This window comes from Curtobacterium sp. PvP017 (assembly GCF_054060195.1).
Map to the genome: position 1 here is coordinate 546,080 of NZ_JBSSCY010000002.1, position 17,453 is coordinate 563,532.

Below are 17,453 nucleotides of genomic sequence, written 5' to 3' on the forward strand. Positions count from 1 at the left end.
GCATGGACTACATCCTCAACCTGCTGTCCTCGCTCACCCAAGAGGCCCTCGCCCCGACCACGGCGGCGTTCGCGCTGGCAGCCATCGGACTGAACGTGCACTTCGGCCTGACCGGGCTCGTGAACATGGGCCAGGCGGCGTTCCTGCTGCTCGGTGCCTACGGCTTCGCGATCTCGATCACCAACGGGCTGCCGTTCGTGATGGCGGTGCTCATCGCCCTGCTCGTCGCCATCGTGTTCGCGATCATCCTCGGCGTCCCGACCCTGCGGCTCCGCGGCGACTACCTGGCGATCGTGACGATCTCCGGCGCCGAGATCATCCGCATGGTCGGCCGTTCGAGCCTGCTCACCACGACGACCGGCGGCTCGAACGGCATCACCGGGTCGAGCTACCGCGACCCCTTCACCGCCCTGAGCCCGCTGCCCGACGGCACCACGACGATCCTCTGGTTCACCTACGCCAACAACGGTGTCAACGGCTGGTGGATCCGCATCGCGGCCTGGGCGCTCGTCGCCCTGTTCACGCTCGTGCTCTTCCTGCTCATGCGCAGTCCCTGGGGTCGTGTCCTGAAGGCGATCCGCGAGGACGAGGACGCCGTCCGCTCCCTCGGCAAGAACGTCTACTCGTACAAGATGCAGGCGCTCGTGTTCGGTGGCGCACTCGGTGCGATCGCGGGCATCATCTACGTCCTGCCGAGTTCGGTGCAGCCGGACGCCATGGGCCGCTCGATGACGTTCTTCATCTGGACGGCGCTCATCCTCGGCGGTGCCGCGACGGTGTTCGGTCCGGTGCTCGGTGCCGTGCTCTTCTTCGTCCTCCGCCTCTTCATCCGCACCCTGGCCGGCGACTTCATCCCGGACTCGATCATGAACGCGCAGCAGGCGGAGCAGTTCTCCTACGTGCTCGTCGGCGTCGCGCTCATGCTCCTGATCGTGTTCCGTCCACAGGGGTTGCTCGGCAACAAGAAGGAGCTGACGTTCAGTGTCTGAGACCTACGGCTACACGAAGGCCGACCCGATCCTCACCGTCGACGGCGTCACCCGGCACTTCGGCGGCATGACCGCCGTGGACGTCGACCACCTCGAGGTCCAGCGCGGTTCCATCACGGCCCTGATCGGCCCGAACGGTGCCGGCAAGACGACCTTCTTCAACCTGCTGACCGGCTTCGACAAGCCGAGCCCCGGCGCGAGGACGCAGTTCAACGGCGCGACCCTGCAGAAGACGAGTGCGACCCACATCGCCAACCGCGGCATGGTGCGCACGTTCCAGCTGACGAAGGCGTTGTCGCGGCTCACCGTCATGCAGAACATGCTCCTCGGTGCCCGCGACCAGCCCGGCGAGAACTTCTTCGCGGCGCTGATCAAGCCCGTGTGGGCGAAGCGGGAGCGCGAGATCACCGCGAAGGCCGAGGACCTCCTCGCCCGCTTCAAGCTCGACGACAAGGCCGACGACTACGCCGGTTCGCTGTCGGGCGGGCAGCGGAAGCTCCTCGAGATGGCCAGGGCGCTGATGTCCGACCCGACGATGATCATGCTCGACGAGCCGATGGCGGGCGTGAACCCGGCGCTGACGCAGTCGCTGCTCGGGCACATCCAGTCCCTGCGCGACGACGGCATGACCGTGCTCTTCGTCGAGCACGACATGCACATGGTCCGGCACATCTCGGACTGGGTGGTCGTGATGGCCGAGGGCAAGGTCGTCGCCGAGGGCCCGGCCGACACCGTGATGGACGACCAGGCGGTCATCGACGCGTACCTCGGTGCGCACCACGACACCGACCTGGGCGACGACTCGCTCCTCACCGAGGAGACCTTCGAGGAACTGGCGGAGGAAGTCGCGGAAGAAGACGCGGCGGACGCAGCAGCAGAGGAGAAGACCCGATGACGGACGCAGTCGACCCCACGAACGCGAGCAGCGCCTCCAGTCGGTCCCAGGCGGCCACGCTGGAACGCGAGCCGGTGCTGAGCGCGAAGAACCTCGTCGCCGGCTACCTGCCGGGCGTGAACATCCTGAACGGCTGCGACCTGGACTGCTACCCCGGCGAGCTGATCGGGATCATCGGGCCGAACGGTGCGGGCAAGTCCACCTTGCTCAAGGCCCTGTTCGGTCTCGTGTCGATCCGCGAGGGATCGGTCACGCTGCAGGGTGAGGACATCACGAACCTCAAGGCGAACAAGCTCGTCCAGGCCGGCGTCGGCTTCGTCCCGCAGACGAACAACGTGTTCCCCTCGCTGTCCATCGAGGAGAACCTGCAGATGGGGCTGTACCTGCGGCCCCGCAAGTTCGCCGAGCGGCTCGAGGTCATCTACGACCTGTTCCCGGTGCTCGCGCAGCGGCGCGGCCAGCGGGCCGGCTCCCTGTCCGGCGGTGAGCGACAGTCGGTCGCGATGGCGCGCGCGCTGATGATGGACCCGAAGGTGCTCCTGCTCGACGAGCCGAGCGCGGGCCTGTCGCCGGTGCGGCAGGACGAGACGTTCCTGCGGACCCGACGGATCAACAAGGCCGGTGTGTCGATCGTCATGGTGGAGCAGAACGCGCGACGCTGTCTGCAGATCTGCGATCGTGGGTACGTGCTCGACCAGGGGCGGAACGCGTACTCGGGCACGGGGAAGGAACTCGCGGACGACCCGAAGGTCATCGAGCTGTACCTGGGGACGCTCGCCAAGGACGTCGACGCAGGGCGCTAGCGCGCTGCGTCGACTGCGGGTACCGCTGTGGGGGTGGTATCCGCGATGGGTGGGGCCGTGCGTGGTCGCTTCGCGCCGCACGGCCCCGCTCCTGTACCCGGCCAGGAGGCGCGGCTCGCCCCGCGCGGGTCGGTATCGTTCCGCGGGTGCGCACCTCCGGACCCCTCGTGCTCGACGCCCTCGTCTGGCTCGTGTTCATTGCGCTCTTCGTCGGGGCGGCGTTGCTCGTCAAGGTCGCGGCCGTGCTGCTCGTCGTCCTCGTGGTGCTCGCGCTCCTGCTCGGCTTCGTGCTGCGGGCGCTCCGGAAGCGCCGACGGGCACCGCGGCGTCCGCGCTGACCGCACCGTCCGGTCCGTGCACGCCCCCGGACCCGCCCGGTAGGCTTGCCGGGTGAGCGAAGTCGAGATCGGTGCAGGCAAGCGCGGACGTCGGGCGTACGCGTTCGACGACATCGCAGTGGTCCCCTCCAGGCGGACGCGTGACCCGCGCGACGTCAGCGTGCAGTGGTCGATCGACGCGTTCACCTTCGCGTCGCCGATCCTCTCCGCGCCGATGGACTCCGTGTCCTCGCCGGCCACGGTCATCCAGATGGGCAAGCTCGGCATCCTGGGCGTCCTCGACCTCGAGGGGCTGTGGACCCGGTACGAGGACCCGACGCCCTACTACGACGAGATCAAGTCGCTCACCGACGGCAACGTCACGAAGCGCATGCAGGAGATCTACTCCGAGCCGATCAAGCCGGAGCTGATCACCGCGCGCCTGGCCGAGATCCGTGCCGCCGGGGTCCCGGTCGCCGGCTCGCTCAGCCCGCAGCGCACGCAGGAGTTCTCGAAGACGGTCGTCGATGCCGGTGTCGACCTGTTCGTCATCCGCGGTACGACGGTCTCGGCCGAGCACGTGTCGCAGAACGAGGAGCCCCTCAACCTCAAGAAGTTCATCTACGAGCTCGACGTCCCGGTGATCGTCGGCGGTGCCTCGACCTACACGTCGGCGCTGCACCTGATGCGCACCGGTGCCGCCGGTGTCCTCGTCGGGTTCGGCGGCGGCGCTGCGTCGACCACGCGCGCCGCGCTCGGCATCCACGCGCCGATGGCCACCGCGGTCGCCGACGTCGCCGGCGCCCGTCGTGACTACCTGGACGAGTCGGGTGGCCGTTACGTGCACGTCATCGCCGACGGCGGTCTCGACACCGCCGGCGACATCGTCAAGGCGATCGCGGTCGGCGCCGACGCCGTCATGCTCGGCACCGCGCTCGCCCGTGCCACCGAGGCGCCCGGTGGCGGCTTCCACTGGGGTGCCGAGGCGCACCACCCGGAGCTGCCCCGTGGCCGCCGGGTCGAGGTGGGCACGATCGCCCCGCTCGAGAACGTGCTGAACGGTCCGACGCCGACCCACGACGGCCGTGCCAACCTCGTCGGTGCGCTGCGTCGATCGATGGCGACGACCGGATACTCCGACGCCAAGGAGTTCCAGCGAGTAGAAGTGGTCGTGGCGCCGTACCACCAGTGATCCTGGTGGCACCCGTGCACCGACGCGGGTGACGCCTCGGCGCCGACCGTGACCCGGAGGCGACGATGGCGAAGTCCAGCACCACGAAGCAGACCAGTTCGGCCGGACGTCCTGGCGACGTCGTGCCGGGAGCGGGGTTCGACCCCGCGGCCAAGCTCGGCCCCGACGAACGCGCGGAGGCGATCGAGACCCTCAAGACGAAGGAGCTCGACGTCCTGGTCGTGGGCGGCGGCATCGTCGGTGCGGGCAGTGCGCTCGACGCCGTCACCCGCGGCCTGACCGTCGGCATCGTCGAGGCCCGCGACTGGGGCTCCGGCACGTCGAGCCGTTCGTCGAAGCTCGTGCACGGCGGCATCCGCTACCTGGAGCAGCTGAACTTCGGGCTCGTGCGCGAGGCCCTCATCGAACGGGGGCTGCTGCTGCAGCGGATCGCCCCGCACCTGGTGAAGCCGGTGCGCTTCCTGTACCCGCTCAACCACCGCGTGTGGGAGCGGTTCTACATCGGCATCGGCATGGCGATGTACGACGCCTTCAGCTGGTCCGGCGGACGCCCGCCCGGGGTCCCGCACCACCGGCACCTCAGCCGCACGCAGGTGCTCCGCTCGATGCCGTCGCTCAAGAAGGACGCCTTCGTCGGCGGCATGACCTACTACGACGCCCAGGTCGACGACGCCCGCTACGTGGCCTCGCTCGTCCGCACCGCGGTGTCCTACGGTGCCCACGCCGCGAGCCGGATCCGGATCGAGGGCTTCATCAAGGTTGGGGAGCGCGTCGTCGGCGCGCAGGCCCACGACATCCAGACCGGGGAGCGGTTCGAGATCCGCGCGAAGCAGGTCGTGAACGCCACGGGTGTCTGGACGGACGACACGCAGGCGATGATCGGCACCCGCGGGCAGTTCAAGGTGCGGGCGTCGAAGGGCGTGCACCTGGTCATCCCGCGCGACCGGTTCCAGTCGAACATGGGCATGATCCTGCGCACCGAGAAGAGCGTGCTGTTCGTGATCCCGTGGGGCCGGCACTGGCTGGTCGGCACGACCGACACCGACTGGTACCTCGACAAGGCGCACCCGGCGGCGACCGCGGCGGACATCGACTACATCCTCGAGCACGTCAACAAGGTGCTCCGCGTCCCGCTCACCCGTGAGGACGTCGAGGGTGTCTACGCCGGCCTCCGGCCGTTGCTGGCGGGGGAGTCCGACCAGACCTCGAAGCTCAGCCGTGAGCACGTGGTGGCGCACACCGTGCCCGGGCTCGTGGTCGTCGCCGGCGGCAAGTGGACGACCTACCGGGTGATGGGGAAGGACGCCATCGACGAGGCCGTCGCCGCGATGGACGGCAAGATCCCGGCGTCGACCACCGAGGACATCCCACTGCTCGGCGCCGAGGGCTACCCGGCCGCGTGGAACCGCCGCGCACGGACCGCCCGCAGCTTCAACGTGCACAAGGTCCGCATCGAGCACCTGCTGAACCGCTACGGCACCCTGGCCACCGAGGTGCTGCAGCTCGTCGAGCAGGACCCGACCCTGGCAGAGCCGCTCCCGGGCGCCGACGACTACATCGGTGCCGAGGTCGTGTACGCAGCCTCGCACGAGGGGGCCCTGCACTTGGAGGACGTCCTTGCCCGCCGCACCCGCATCTCGATCGAGGCCTGGGACCGCGGGGAGTCGGCGGCCCCGGTCGCCGCGAGGCTCATGGCCGACGTGCTCGGCTGGGACCAGGAGACGACCGAGCACGAGGTTTCGAACTACCTGAAGCGCGTGGCCGCGGAACGCGAGTCGCAGCTGCAGCCCGACGACGAGAGCGCCGACCGCGTGCGGCTCGAGGCGCCGGACATCGCGTTCGGCTTCGACGAGGACGACGTCGTCGTGGGCGGCGGCCGCAGCAGCGGCGCCGAGGGCGCGAAGGCGTCGGACGAGCAGGTGGTGGGGGAGAAGACGAGCGAGCCGGAGTAGCGACCCGCGTCGCGGACGCGGCCACGGGCCTCCGGACGGGAGGCCCGGGGTTCGTCCGTCAGGCGGCCAGCGTCCCCGCCACGGTGCGACCACGGCGTCGCTCGCCGATGACGAGCACGACCGGGATCGCGAGCAGCGCGACGAGGCTGGTGCCGTAGAGGACACCGGCCCAGATGGTGTGGTCCTCGCCGCCGATGCCGTAGCCGTCGGCCACGTCCATCCCGAGCTGGAACCCGGAACCGAACACCTGGACGGCGCCGGCGGCCACGATCGCCAGCAGCCAGGCGGCGGCGACGTGCGCCGTCGTCCGCCGGACCAGCGCCACGATCAGGACCGTGACCGCCAACGCGATGCCGACCGCCGCGATGACGAGCACCGCCACGACGTCGGTCCGCACCTGGTACCCCTGCGCGTCGAGGTGGCGGTAGATCGCACCGAGCGACTGCCCGGGCACCGCGCCGAGCGGATCGAGCACGAGCGCGTTGAGCGCCAGCAACCCCGCGTACAGCGCGACGACCAGCGTCCCGACGACCCCGACGACGATCCGAGTTCTCCCCATGCGGTGACGATAGCGGCCCGGCAGGTGTGGAATGGCCGGGCACCCCCGGTGGTTATCATCGGGGTACTCGAAAAGGGAGCCATCATGGTCGACGTCCATCGCGTCAAACTCCCCGGAGTCGGCGTGCTGCACAGCTTCTACACCGACGACGGTGGCAAGTGCGGTGTCATCACGCACCGGTCGGGTCACTCCGACCTCATCTCGTTCGCCGACGTCTCCGACGGCGCGGACAAGTCCGAGAAGGTCTCGCTGCGCCTCAGCGAGGACGAGGCGCACACCCTCGCCGAACTCCTGGGCGGCACCCGGATCACCGAGGGCCTCGACAAGCTCGACGAGATCCCCGGCCTGTCCATCGACTGGTTCTCGGTCGACTACGACGACGCGATCGCCGGCAAGCCCCTCGGCGACCTGCACGACTCCGGCTTCATCGGCCTGACCGTCGTGGCCGTCGTCCGTGGCGACAGCGCCAACCCGGCACCCTCGCCGGACTTCGTCGTCTTCCCCGGTGACACCATCGTCGTCGCCGGTTCCCCCGAGAAGGTCGCCAAGGCCTTCTCCTTCTACCGCAGCGGAGAGCTTGCGGCCGCATCGGCCGAGGCCCCGCGGAAGAGCTAGCGCATGCACCTGGGCGGTGAACTGCTCACCATCGGTGTGCTGTTCGTCATCGCCTACGTGCTCGGGCGGCTCGGCAAGACCATCGGTCTGCCGGCGATCCCGATCTACATGATCGTCGGGCTCATCGCGAGCCCGCACACGCCGTGGATCGGCCTGAACGTCGAGTCGCACACGATCGAGCTGATCGCGACGTTCGGGCTCATCCTGCTGCTGTTCAACCTCGGGTTGGAGTTCGACCAGGAGGAGTTCTACGGCAACGCCGGCAAACTCCTCGTGTCGGGCGGCACCTACGTGGTCATCAACATGGGTGTCGGCTTCGCCTTCGGGTTCTCGCTCGGCTGGGGAACCCGAGAAGCCCTGATCATCGCCGGCATGACGGCCACGTCGTCGAGCGCGATCGTGACGAAGCTCCTCATCGAGCTGCGACGGCTCGCGAACGACGAGACCCCGATGATCCTGGGTGTCACGGTCATCGAGGACGTCTTCATCGCCATCTACCTGGCGATCGTCTCCGTCGTGCTGTCCGGCGACACCAACGCCTGGGCCGTCGTGGGCAAGCTCGCGCTCGCGTTCGGCTTCCTGATCGTGATGTTCACGCTCGCCCGGTTCGCCGGCAAGTGGGTGTCGAAGATCTTCGCGACGCGTGACGACGAACTGTTCACGGTGCTGTTCTTCGGGCTCGCCGTCATGTTCGGCGGCATCGGCGACCTGCTCGGCGTGACCGACGCCATCGGCGCCTTCGTCATCGGCCTGCTCTGCGGCGCCACCCGGTACCGCGACCGCATCGAACAGCTCGCCCTGCCGATGCGTGACGTCTTCGCCGCGTTCTTCTTCGTGAACTTCGGGCTCGGTCTCGACCTGTCGACCTTCGGCGAGGTGCTCTGGCCGGTCCTCGGAGCGATCGGCATGACCGTCGTGCTCAACGCGGTCGCCGGGCAGATCGTCGCGCGCATGAACGGCTTCAACGTCCAGCAGGGGATCAACACCGCCGTGATCCTGGTGAACCGTGGCGAGTTCGCGCTGATCCTCGCGACGCTCTCGGCTGCCGCCGGACTGGAGGCGCGGATCACCGCGTTCGCGGGCCTCTACGTCCTCGTCATGGCGATCCTCGGGCCGCTGCTCGCGGTGAACTCGGAGCGGATCGGCCGCCTCGTGGTGCGCCCCGCCCGCCTCGCCCGCCTGCGCGGGCGGCTCGGCGGTCGTCGTGCGGTCGCCGCGGCTGCCGCCGCCGAGGCCGCCGAGGCCGAAGCGGACGAAGCAGCGTCCGCCGCCGCGGCCCGCCGTGCCGAGCGGGACCGCCAGTTCGCGGAGGAGTTCGCGCTCGTGGAGGCCGCTGGCAGGGACGAGCAGGACAATGGGTCACCGGAGGCGACCGACGAACCCGTCACGTCGCCCGTCGAGATCCCCACCGAGCGCCCCGAGCGTCCGGTCCGACAGCGCGATCCGGAGTACTGATACAGATGTGGGCCGTTGCCCGACGACCGAGGTGGATCGCGCTGCTGGTGCTGGCGCTCGTGCTGGCGGCGGTGTTCGCGGGGCTGGGCAAGTGGCAGCTCGAGCGGAGCATCGCCAACGGCAAACCGCTGCCGGCGACCACCGAGACCCGCAAGACGCTCGAGGCGATCACCGCTCCCGAAGAGCCCGCGAGCGAGACCATCGCCGGCCAGAAGGTCACCGTCACCGGCACCTTCGTCGCCGGCGACACCACGATCCTGACCGGCCGCACCGGGGGTGGGACGTACCAGACCGTGGGACACATGGTGGACTCGGATGGTGGGGCGAGCCTCCCGGTCGTCATCGGGTGGTCCGACCAGCGGTCGGCCGCCGTCGCCGGTGGTGACCGCCTGGCGGACGGACAGACGATCACGGTGCAGGGCCGGTACTATCCGGCCGAGTCGCCCGACCAGGACACCTACAAGCAGGCGGAGTACTCCGCCGTGGCACCAGCCCGCTTCGTGAACACGTGGCAGGCCTTCGACGACCGGATGTACCTCGGGTACGTCGTCGCCGACGGCGCCACCGCGCAGGCCGCCGACCTCGGCACCATCGCCGACCGTGCGCCGTCGCGCGAGGTCCAGTTCGACTGGCTGAACCTGTTCTACGCGATCGAGTGGGTCGTCTTCGCCGGCTTCGCGGTGTTCCTCTGGTACCGGTTCGTGAAGGACGCCTGGGAACGCGAGGAAGAGGAGCGGCGTGAGGCTGCCCTCAGCGTCGACGGGGCCCTCGCCGACCGACGGTAGGCTGGTCGTCATGGCCTTGACCGTCCGAACCCGCGACGTCCCGAAGATCCCGGGTGCGGTGAAGTGGTACCGCGTCTCCGCGTACATCACCGGTGTACTGCTGCTGGCCCTCGTGATCGAGGTCATCATCAAGTACACGCCGCTCCAGCTCGAGATGCAGCTCGGCAACGGCCCGTTCTTCGTGCCGAACGGCACGGCCGGCGAAGCACCCGGCACGTTCAACCTGTCGATCGCGATCCTCATCGCGCACGGCTGGCTGTACGTCCTCTACCTCTTCACGGACTTCCGTCTGTGGAGCATCATGCGCTGGAGGCCCTCCCGCTTCCTGCTCATCGCCCTCGGTGGCATCATCCCGTTCATGTCCTTCGTGGTCGAACACCGCATGCAGCAGAAGGCCATGGACACCTACCACGAGCTGATCGCTGCCCAGCAGCGTGAGAAGGAGGCCGCTCGGTGAGCGAGACCGAACAGCGTCCCGTCCTGGTCGTCGACTTCGGGGCCCAGTACGCGCAGCTCATCGCGCGTCGGGTCCGTGAAGCGAACGTCTACAGCGAGATCGTCCCGCACGACATCACCGCGGACGAGATCCGCGCCAAGGACCCGGCCGCCATCGTGCTGTCCGGTGGTCCGTCGTCCGTCTACGAGGACGGTGCCCCGTCACTCGACGGCGACATCCTCGAGCTCGGTGTCCCCGTGCTCGGCATCTGCTACGGCTTCCAGGCCATGGCGACCGCCCTCGGTGGCGAGGTGGCGAACACCGGCCTGCGCGAGTACGGCGCCACGTCCGTCGACGTCAGCGGGACCGACAGCGTCCTGCTCGGTGGGCAGCCAGTGTCCCAGGTCACGTGGATGTCGCACGGCGACTCCGTGGCGAAGGCACCCGAGGGCTTCGAGGTCCTCGCATCGAGCGCCTCGACCCCCGTCGCCGCCTTCGCGTCCGACGAGCGCAAGCTCTACGGCGTGCAGTGGCACCCCGAGGTGAAGCACTCCGAGCACGGCCAGGCCGTCCTCGAGAACTTCCTGCACCGCGCCGCCGGTCTGCCCGGCGACTGGAACTCGAGCAACGTCATCGACGAGCAGGTCGCCCGGATCCAGGCCCAGGTCGGGTCGAACCGCGTCATCGCCGGCCTGTCCGGTGGTGTCGACTCCGCCGTCGCCGCGGCCATCGTGCACAAGGCCGTCGGAGACCAGCTCACCTGCGTCTTCGTCGACCACGGGCTGCTCCGCGCCGACGAGCGCAAGCAGGTGGAAGAGGACTACGTCGCCTCCACCGGTGTCCGGCTCATCACGATCGACGCCGAGCAGCAGTTCCTCGACGCCCTCGCCGGCGTCAGCGACCCCGAGCAGAAGCGCAAGATCATCGGGCGCGAGTTCATCCGGACGTTCGAGGCCGCGGCCGAGGCGCTGGTGCTCGAGGCCCAGGCTTCCGACTCTGATGCCGAGGTCAAGTTCCTCGTGCAGGGCACGCTCTACCCCGACGTCGTCGAGTCCGGCGGCGGAGCCGGTACCGCGAACATCAAGTCGCACCACAACGTGGGCGGCCTGCCCGAGGACATGACCTTCGAGCTCGTCGAGCCGCTCCGTGCGCTCTTCAAGGACGAGGTCCGTGCCGTCGGCCGCGAGCTCGGCCTGCCCGAGGTCATCGTCGGCCGCCAGCCGTTCCCCGGACCGGGACTCGGCATCCGCATCGTCGGTTCGGTCGACAAGCAGCGGCTGGAGCTGCTCCGCGCGGCCGACAAGATCGCTCGCGAGGAACTCACCGCGGCCGGCCTCGACGGGGAGATCTGGCAGTGCCCGGTCGTCCTGCTCGCCGACGTCCGCTCCGTGGGTGTCCAGGGTGACGGTCGCACGTACGGGCACCCGATCGTGCTCCGTCCGGTCTCGTCCGAGGACGCCATGACCGCCGACTGGACGCGCCTGCCGTACGACGTGCTCGCGAAGATCTCGAACCGCATCACGAACGAGGTGCCCGACGTCAACCGGGTCGTGCTCGACGTCACGTCGAAGCCGCCGGGGACGATCGAGTGGGAGTGACGCTCCCCTGAACGCTCGGAGGCCCGGCACGCACTGCGTGCCGGGCCTCCGCGCGTGCCGGGGGTGCGTGCGCGCGTCGGGCTTGCGCGGGTCGGGCTTCCCCGAGGTTCCGAAATCTCGGCATCTCGCGCCTCCCCCGGGGCACCCGTGGAACCTCGGCGTCGCACCCGCGGCATGTCGTGGAACCTCGGCGCCGCGGGCACGGCGAGCCCCACAACGCCACAGCCCCCCTGCTCCGGGAACGACGAAGGGCCCCGGCAGCGCCGGGGCCCTTCGTGGACGCGGTGGTACTAGTTGCGCGCGCTGCTCGCGACGATGGCGAGGATGCGCAAGATCTCGAGGTACAGCCAGACGAGCGTCACGATGAGGCCGAACGCCGCGGTCCACGCGTAGATCTTCGGGGCGCCGCGCTGGACACCGGTCTTGATCTGGTCGAAGTCGAGGATCAGCGAGTACGCCGCCATGACCACGACGAAGATGCCGATGAGGACGCCGAGCGGGATACCGAACAACGTCACACCCATGAGGCCGAAGGCGCTCTGGGTCACACCGGTCCACATCAGGACCAGGTTCACGAGCGAGAACGCCATGTACCCGACGATCGCGATGAGGAAGAAGCGGGTGGCCTTCGGGGTCGCACGGACCTTGCCCGACAGGAACAGGAGCAGCGTGACCGCGAACACCCCGAGGGTGCCGAACACGGCCTGGGCGACGATGCCGCCAGTCTGCGTGAAGTTGTACTCGAAGAAGTTCGAGATCCCGCCGACGAAGAGCCCCTCGAAGAACGCGTACGTCAGGATCAGACCCGGCGACGGCTTCTTCTTGAAGGTGTTCACGAGCGCCAGGACGAACCCGACGATCGCGCCGACGATCCACACGATCGGGGGCAGGTTCCAGCCGGCCACCGCGCCGACGAGCAGCACACCGAAGGCGAGCAGCGTCTTGACGATGGTGTCCTCGTACGACATGCGGTCGGTGTCGACCGTCGATGCCGCCGGGCGGTCGTACATGTACTGCAGCTGCTCGGGGGTCATCCCGCCCTGTGCCTGCTGCGGGGTCTGTCCCCAGCCGGCCTGCTGCTGACCAGCGCCGCGCCCGCCCCAGGTGTTGGGTCCCTGGGCGTTGAAGGCGGGGGACTGGTCGAAACCGGGCTTGAAGGCCATGGTGTCCTCTTCCTAGGAGATATGAGTCCTCTCAGCCTAGGTGCGCTCGGTCGCGGAAGGCTGAGGATTCGCGGCGAGCGGACGCGGGCCCGGGGGCCCTGACGACGGCAGCCTATGGGCACCCGCTGCGCGCGCGCCTCGAAGTCGTCGAGAGTCCGCCGTCGAGCGCGCCGACCCGGACGGCACTACCGGGTACAGCCAGGTCACGAGCGCGACCGAGATCGTCATGAGCAGGAACCAGGCGACGATCTTGGTCGGGGCCACCGGCTGCCACAGAGCGAGCTGCGCGGGGTAGCTCCACGCTCCTGCCCAGGTCGCGACGTTCTCGGCGAACCAGATGAACACGGCGACGAGTCCCATCGCCACGAGCACCGGCATGCGCACCGTCGCCCGGTGGATCCGGACGTGCATGGTCGTGCGGGCGAAGAGCAGCACGACGAGCGCGAGCAGGACCCAGCGGGCGTCGGGCAGGAAGTGGTGTCCGAAGAAGTTCAGGTACACGCCGGCAGCGACGACGGCGAGCAGCCACTGCCGCGGGTACCGGTCGAACCGCAGGTCGAACAGGCGGTACACGCGGACCATGTAGGACCCGACTGCGCCGTACATGAAGCCGGAGAACAACGGGACCCCGGCGACGACGAACAACCCGCCGGGTCCGTACGACCACGAGCCCATGTGCGTCTTGAAGACCTCCATCACGGTGCCGACGACGTGGAAGAGCAGGACGACCCGGAGCTCCCGCACGGTCTCGAGCCCGAACACGAGCATGCCGACCTGCAGCAGCACCGCGACACCGGTCAGCACGTCGTTCCGGTACGGCGCCGGCACGGTGACGTGCACCACGGCCATCGATCCGAGCAGCAGCGCCCCGAACGCGCACGCCCACGCCTGCTTCGCGCCGAACACCAGGAACTCGGTGACGAACAGCCGGACGGGCCGGTGCGGCTGGTGCCCGGCGTCGAGCAGTCGGCGGGCGGCGCGGTCGATCCGGGCCTCGACGGCGGTGGAGAGCGAACGGACGGTCATGCGGCGATGGTCAGCGTCGATGCTGGGAAGCACGGGCTCCGGCCGGGTGCGTGTGTCCCGCGACACAGGACGGTCGGCCGTCACCCTGGCCCAGTAGGGTCGCGCCATGACCCTCGTGATCGCCCACCGCGGTGCGTCCGGCTACCGCCCCGAGCACTCGCGGAGCGCGTACGAGCTCGCCATCGAGCTCGGTGCCGACGCGATCGAGCCGGACCTGGTGCCCACGAAGGACGGCGTGCTCGTGCTCCGCCACGAGAACGAGGTGTCCGGCACCACCGACGTCGCGGACCACCCGGAGTTCCGGCACCTGCGCACGACGAAGACCGTCGACGGCCAGTCCCTGACCGGCTGGTTCACCGAGGACTTCACGTGGGCCGAGCTGCAGACGCTCCGCACCCGCGAGCGCCTGCCCGCGCTGCGGCCCGGGTCGGCCGAGCACGACGGCGAGGAACCGATCCTGCGCCTCGAGGACCTGCTCGCGATCCTCGATGCCGCGCCTCGTCCGGTCGGGCTGGTCGCCGAGGTCAAGCACGCGGCCTTCTTCGACCGTGCGGGCTTCCCGATGGACGAGCTCGTCGACCGCGCGCTCGGTGACGCCGGGTGGCGCCGGGACGAGCGGCTCACGGTCGAGAGCTTCGAGAAGGGCGTGCTCCGCGAGCTGCGCGAGCGGCACACGGGTGGTCGGCTGGTGTACCTCCAGGAGGCCCGTGGCAGCGCCGCCGACGAGGTCGCGTCCCACGGATCGCTGGCTCCCACCTACGCCGCGGAGCGTTCCGAGGACGCCCTCGCGTCCTTCGCGACCGAGTTCCACGGCATCAGCGTCGACCTCGGCACGCTGATGGCCGGGGTGGACAGCGTCGCGCTCGAGGACCCGACGCCGGTGCGGAGCGCGATCGTCGACCGTGCCCACGCGGCGGGGCTCGCCGTCTACACGTGGACGCTCCGGCCGGAGAACCGGTTCCTGCCCGGGCCGTTGCGCCGGGGCGGGGACGTCGCGGCCTTCGGGGACTGGGAGCGCTGGTACACCTCGGTGATCCGGACCGGTCTCGACGGGGTGTTCGCGGACCACACCGACCTGGCGGTCCTCGCCCGGTCGGCTGTCGGGGGTCCCGCTTAGACTGTCCCGAACATGACGATCGTGCTCGACCCCTTCGAATCGACGCCCGAGCCGGGCGCCGGTGCCCGTGCGTACGAAGACCCGTTCACCGCGGGCCTGAACCCCCAGCAGAAGGAAGCCGTCGAGTACCGCGGCGAGTCCCTGCTGATCGTGGCCGGCGCCGGGTCCGGCAAGACGAGCGTCCTCACGCGCCGCATCGCGCTGCTGCTCGCCAACCGTGAAGCCTGGCCGTCGCAGATCCTCGCGATCACCTTCACGAACAAGGCCGCGGCCGAGATGCGCGAGCGTGTCCGGGCGCTGGTCGGCGGCGAGTCCGACGGCATGTGGATCTCGACGTTCCACTCGGCGTGCGTGCGCATCCTCCGGCGCGAGGCCGAGCGGTTCGGGTTCGCGCAGTCGTTCACGATCTACGACTCCGCCGACTCCAAGGCCCTGCTGAAGCGGATCATCAAGGACCTCGAGGCGGACACGCTCGGGCTCACCGTGGGCGCAGCGGCGTCGAAGATCTCGAAGCTCAAGAACGAGCTGCAGGACATCGACTCCTACGCGCGCAACATCAACGTGAACGACCCGCAGGAAGTCATGTTCACCGAGGTCTTCCGTCGGTACACGAACGACCTGCGCCGGGCGAACGCCTTCGACTTCGACGACCTCATCGGCCAGACCGTCTTCCTGTTCCGGGCCTTCCCCGAGGTCGCTGCGCTGTACCAGCGGCGCTTCCGCTTCATCCTGGTCGACGAGTACCAGGACACGAACCACGCGCAGTACTCACTGATCCGCGAGCTCACGCGTCCGGTGCCGGTCGAGCAGGTCGACAAGCTCGAGGACTCCGGCCAGCACGTCGCCCGCATGCGCGAGCGCGACGGCTCGATCGCCGGGGCGTCCCTGACCGTCGTCGGCGACTCGGACCAGTCGATCTACGCGTTCCGCGGGGCCGACATCCGCAACATCGTCGAGTTCGAGCGCGACTTCCCGAACTCCAAGGTGATCCTGCTCGAGCAGAACTACCGGTCGACGCAGACCATCCTCGACGCGGCGAACGCCGTCATCGCGAACAACTTCGACCGTCAAGCGAAGAACCTGTTCACCGACGTCGGCGCGGGCGAGAAGATCGTCGGCTTCACCGGGTACACCGGCCACGACGAGGCACAGTTCGTCGCCGACGAGATCCAGCGCCTGCGTGAGGGCGGCATGGACTACCGCGACATGGCGGTGTTCTACCGGACGAACTCGCAGACCCGTGCGCTCGAGGAGATCTTCATCCGCGCCGCGATCCCGTACCGGGTGCTCGGCGGCACGAAGTTCTACGAGCGTGCCGAGATCAAGGACGCCATGGCGTACCTGATCACCGTCGCGAACCCGGCGGACCCGATGGCGCTCCGTCGTGTGCTCAACGTGCCGAAGCGCGGCATCGGGTCCGTCACCGAGACGACCCTGCAGCGCTACGCCGACGAGCACGAGACCACGATGCGCGATGCCCTGCGGCACGCCGACGAGCTCGGCTTCGGCCCGAAGGTCCGCAACGCCATCACGGCGTTCGCCGCGCTGCTCGACTCCGTGTCCGAGAAGGCCCAGACCCAGCCGGTCGTCGACACCCTGACGCAGTTGCTCGACGGCTCCGGCCTGCTCGAGAACCTGCGGAAGTCGCCCGACGCGCAGGACGCCGCCCGCGCCGACAACATCGACGAGCTCGTGGCGGTGACGCGCGAGTTCCAGAAGAACAACCCCGAGGGCACACTGACGGACTTCCTGACCGAGGTCTCGTTGGTGGCTGCGGCGGACGAGCTCGACGACTCGTCGGGCACGGTGTCGCTCATGACGCTGCACACGGCCAAGGGTCTGGAGTACGAGGCCGTGTTCCTGACCGGGGTCGAGGAAGACCTGCTGCCGCACCGGATGTCCGCGAACGAGCCGGGTGGCCCCTCCGAGGAACGCCGCCTGTTCTACGTCGGCATCACCCGCGCGAAGAAGGTCCTGTTCCTGTCGCTGGCGATGACGCGCGCGCAGTTCGGCGACGTCAACGTCGCGATGCCGTCGCGCTTCCTGCAGGAGATCCCCGAGGGGCTCATCGAGTGGAAGCAGTCGCCGGGCATGGCGAACAGCCGTGGTGGCACGCAGCCCCGCGCGCTGAACGCCAAGCGCGAGGGCGGCATCGGCGGTGGCGGCGGCGGTGGGTACCGCGGTGGCGGCGGTTGGGGCGGTGGCTCGTACGACCGTGCGGCGGCCGCGTCGAAGACCCGCCCGAAGACCGAGTGGGCGAACCGGGTGTCCGGCCAGGTCCGTGACAACGGGGACATGGAACTCGTCGCCGGTGACCGCATCAAGCACGTCGACTTCGGTGAGGGCACGGTGTCCGCGGTGACCGGCCAGGGCGCGAAGCGCATCGCGGAGATCGCGTTCGACTCCGCCGGTCGCAAGAAGCTGCTCATCAAGATCGCGCCGATCGAGAAGCTCTAGCCAGAGCCGGCTGAACGTCCGTACACCCCGCCGGTTCCCCGGCGGGGTGCGTTCGTCGTGGGCACGAGGACGTCGCGCCACGCCCGAGACCTGG

16 protein-coding genes are annotated in these 17,453 nt (G+C 69.3%); 13 read left to right on the plus strand and 3 right to left on the minus strand.

Translation table 11 applies throughout. The features are described 5' to 3' along the window. Positions 1 to 2: 2 nt before the first annotated feature. The 6 genes from ACVKXF_RS06710 to ACVKXF_RS06735 all read left to right on the plus strand — a co-directional run bounded on the left by ACVKXF_RS06710 (position 3) and on the right by ACVKXF_RS06735 (position 6,148). Positions 3 to 989: a branched-chain amino acid ABC transporter permease gene (locus tag ACVKXF_RS06710; RefSeq protein WP_123311797.1), complete on the plus strand. Its 987-nt coding sequence runs from the start codon at positions 3 to 5 to the stop codon at positions 987 to 989. Continuing rightward, positions 982 to 1,884, plus strand: a complete 903-nt coding sequence (locus ACVKXF_RS06715) for an ABC transporter ATP-binding protein (RefSeq protein ID WP_123293178.1) — start codon at positions 982 to 984, stop codon at positions 1,882 to 1,884. The genes ACVKXF_RS06710 and ACVKXF_RS06715 overlap by 8 nt, the downstream gene beginning before the upstream one ends. Continuing rightward, positions 1,881 to 2,687 (plus strand): ABC transporter ATP-binding protein, encoded by an 807-nt coding sequence (locus ACVKXF_RS06720; RefSeq protein WP_456795251.1) that lies wholly within the window; start codon positions 1,881 to 1,883, stop codon positions 2,685 to 2,687. Before ACVKXF_RS06715 ends, ACVKXF_RS06720 begins: the two co-directional genes overlap by 4 nt. Positions 2,688 to 2,833: 146 nt before the next feature. Beyond that, positions 2,834 to 3,025, plus strand: coding sequence for a hypothetical protein (locus tag ACVKXF_RS06725; RefSeq protein WP_027466695.1), 192 nt, complete (start codon positions 2,834 to 2,836; stop codon positions 3,023 to 3,025). A gap of 52 nt (positions 3,026 to 3,077) precedes the next feature. Then, complete coding sequence (locus ACVKXF_RS06730) at positions 3,078 to 4,196, plus strand: GuaB3 family IMP dehydrogenase-related protein (RefSeq protein ID WP_123311799.1); 1,119 nt, start codon at positions 3,078 to 3,080, stop codon at positions 4,194 to 4,196. A 65-nt stretch (positions 4,197 to 4,261) separates the two neighbouring features. After that, the gene (locus ACVKXF_RS06735; protein ID WP_456795252.1) at positions 4,262 to 6,148 is read left to right on the plus strand and encodes a glycerol-3-phosphate dehydrogenase/oxidase; all 1,887 of its coding nucleotides are present in this window, start codon (positions 4,262 to 4,264) and stop codon (positions 6,146 to 6,148) included. A 58-nt stretch (positions 6,149 to 6,206) separates the two neighbouring features. Here the strand turns inward: ACVKXF_RS06735 and ACVKXF_RS06740 are convergent, their stop codons facing one another. Continuing rightward, a complete protein-coding gene (locus ACVKXF_RS06740; RefSeq protein WP_456795253.1) occupies positions 6,207 to 6,707 on the minus strand; it encodes a hypothetical protein in 501 nt (166 codons plus the stop codon). A gap of 84 nt (positions 6,708 to 6,791) precedes the next feature. Between ACVKXF_RS06740 and ACVKXF_RS06745 the strand changes: the two genes are divergently transcribed. The 5 genes from ACVKXF_RS06745 to guaA are packed head-to-tail and all read left to right on the plus strand — an operon-like array spanning position 6,792 to position 11,596. After that, a complete protein-coding gene (locus ACVKXF_RS06745; protein ID WP_071260110.1) occupies positions 6,792 to 7,322 on the plus strand; it encodes a cation:proton antiporter regulatory subunit in 531 nt (176 codons plus the stop codon). A gap of 3 nt (positions 7,323 to 7,325) precedes the next feature. Continuing rightward, positions 7,326 to 8,777 carry a cation:proton antiporter gene (locus tag ACVKXF_RS06750; protein WP_456795254.1) on the plus strand — a complete coding sequence of 484 codons (1,452 nt, stop codon included), beginning with the start codon at positions 7,326 to 7,328 and terminating at the stop codon, positions 8,775 to 8,777. Positions 8,778 to 8,782: 5 nt separating this feature from the next. Continuing rightward, complete coding sequence (locus ACVKXF_RS06755) at positions 8,783 to 9,562, plus strand: SURF1 family cytochrome oxidase biogenesis protein (RefSeq protein ID WP_396289516.1); 780 nt, start codon at positions 8,783 to 8,785, stop codon at positions 9,560 to 9,562. A gap of 10 nt (positions 9,563 to 9,572) precedes the next feature. After that, positions 9,573 to 10,019, plus strand: coding sequence for a DUF3817 domain-containing protein (locus ACVKXF_RS06760; RefSeq protein WP_123311809.1), 447 nt, complete (start codon positions 9,573 to 9,575; stop codon positions 10,017 to 10,019). Beyond that, the gene (guaA, locus tag ACVKXF_RS06765) at positions 10,016 to 11,596 is read left to right on the plus strand and encodes a glutamine-hydrolyzing GMP synthase (RefSeq protein WP_123311811.1); all 1,581 of its coding nucleotides are present in this window, start codon (positions 10,016 to 10,018) and stop codon (positions 11,594 to 11,596) included. The genes ACVKXF_RS06760 and guaA overlap by 4 nt, the downstream gene beginning before the upstream one ends. A 290-nt stretch (positions 11,597 to 11,886) precedes the next feature. Here guaA and ACVKXF_RS06770 read toward each other — a convergent pair whose 3' ends face one another. Together ACVKXF_RS06770 and ACVKXF_RS06775 are read right to left on the minus strand one after the other, a co-directional pair. Beyond that, entirely contained in the window at positions 11,887 to 12,759 is an 873-nt protein-coding gene (locus ACVKXF_RS06770; RefSeq protein WP_111083414.1) for a Bax inhibitor-1/YccA family protein, read from the minus strand. Positions 12,760 to 12,795: 36 nt separating this feature from the next. Beyond that, the gene (locus ACVKXF_RS06775; protein WP_456795255.1) at positions 12,796 to 13,785 is read right to left on the minus strand and encodes a DUF817 domain-containing protein; all 990 of its coding nucleotides are present in this window, start codon (positions 13,783 to 13,785) and stop codon (positions 12,796 to 12,798) included. Positions 13,786 to 13,891: 106 nt separating this feature from the next. Here ACVKXF_RS06775 and ACVKXF_RS06780 point away from each other — a divergent pair, with 106 nt between their 5' ends. Beyond that, positions 13,892 to 14,902 (plus strand): glycerophosphodiester phosphodiesterase family protein, encoded by a 1,011-nt coding sequence (locus tag ACVKXF_RS06780; protein ID WP_456795256.1) that lies wholly within the window; start codon positions 13,892 to 13,894, stop codon positions 14,900 to 14,902. Positions 14,903 to 14,914: 12 nt separating this feature from the next. Next, positions 14,915 to 17,359 carry an ATP-dependent helicase gene (locus ACVKXF_RS06785; protein WP_456795257.1) on the plus strand — a complete coding sequence of 815 codons (2,445 nt, stop codon included), beginning with the start codon at positions 14,915 to 14,917 and terminating at the stop codon, positions 17,357 to 17,359. The last annotated feature ends 94 nt before the right edge of the window (positions 17,360 to 17,453 follow it).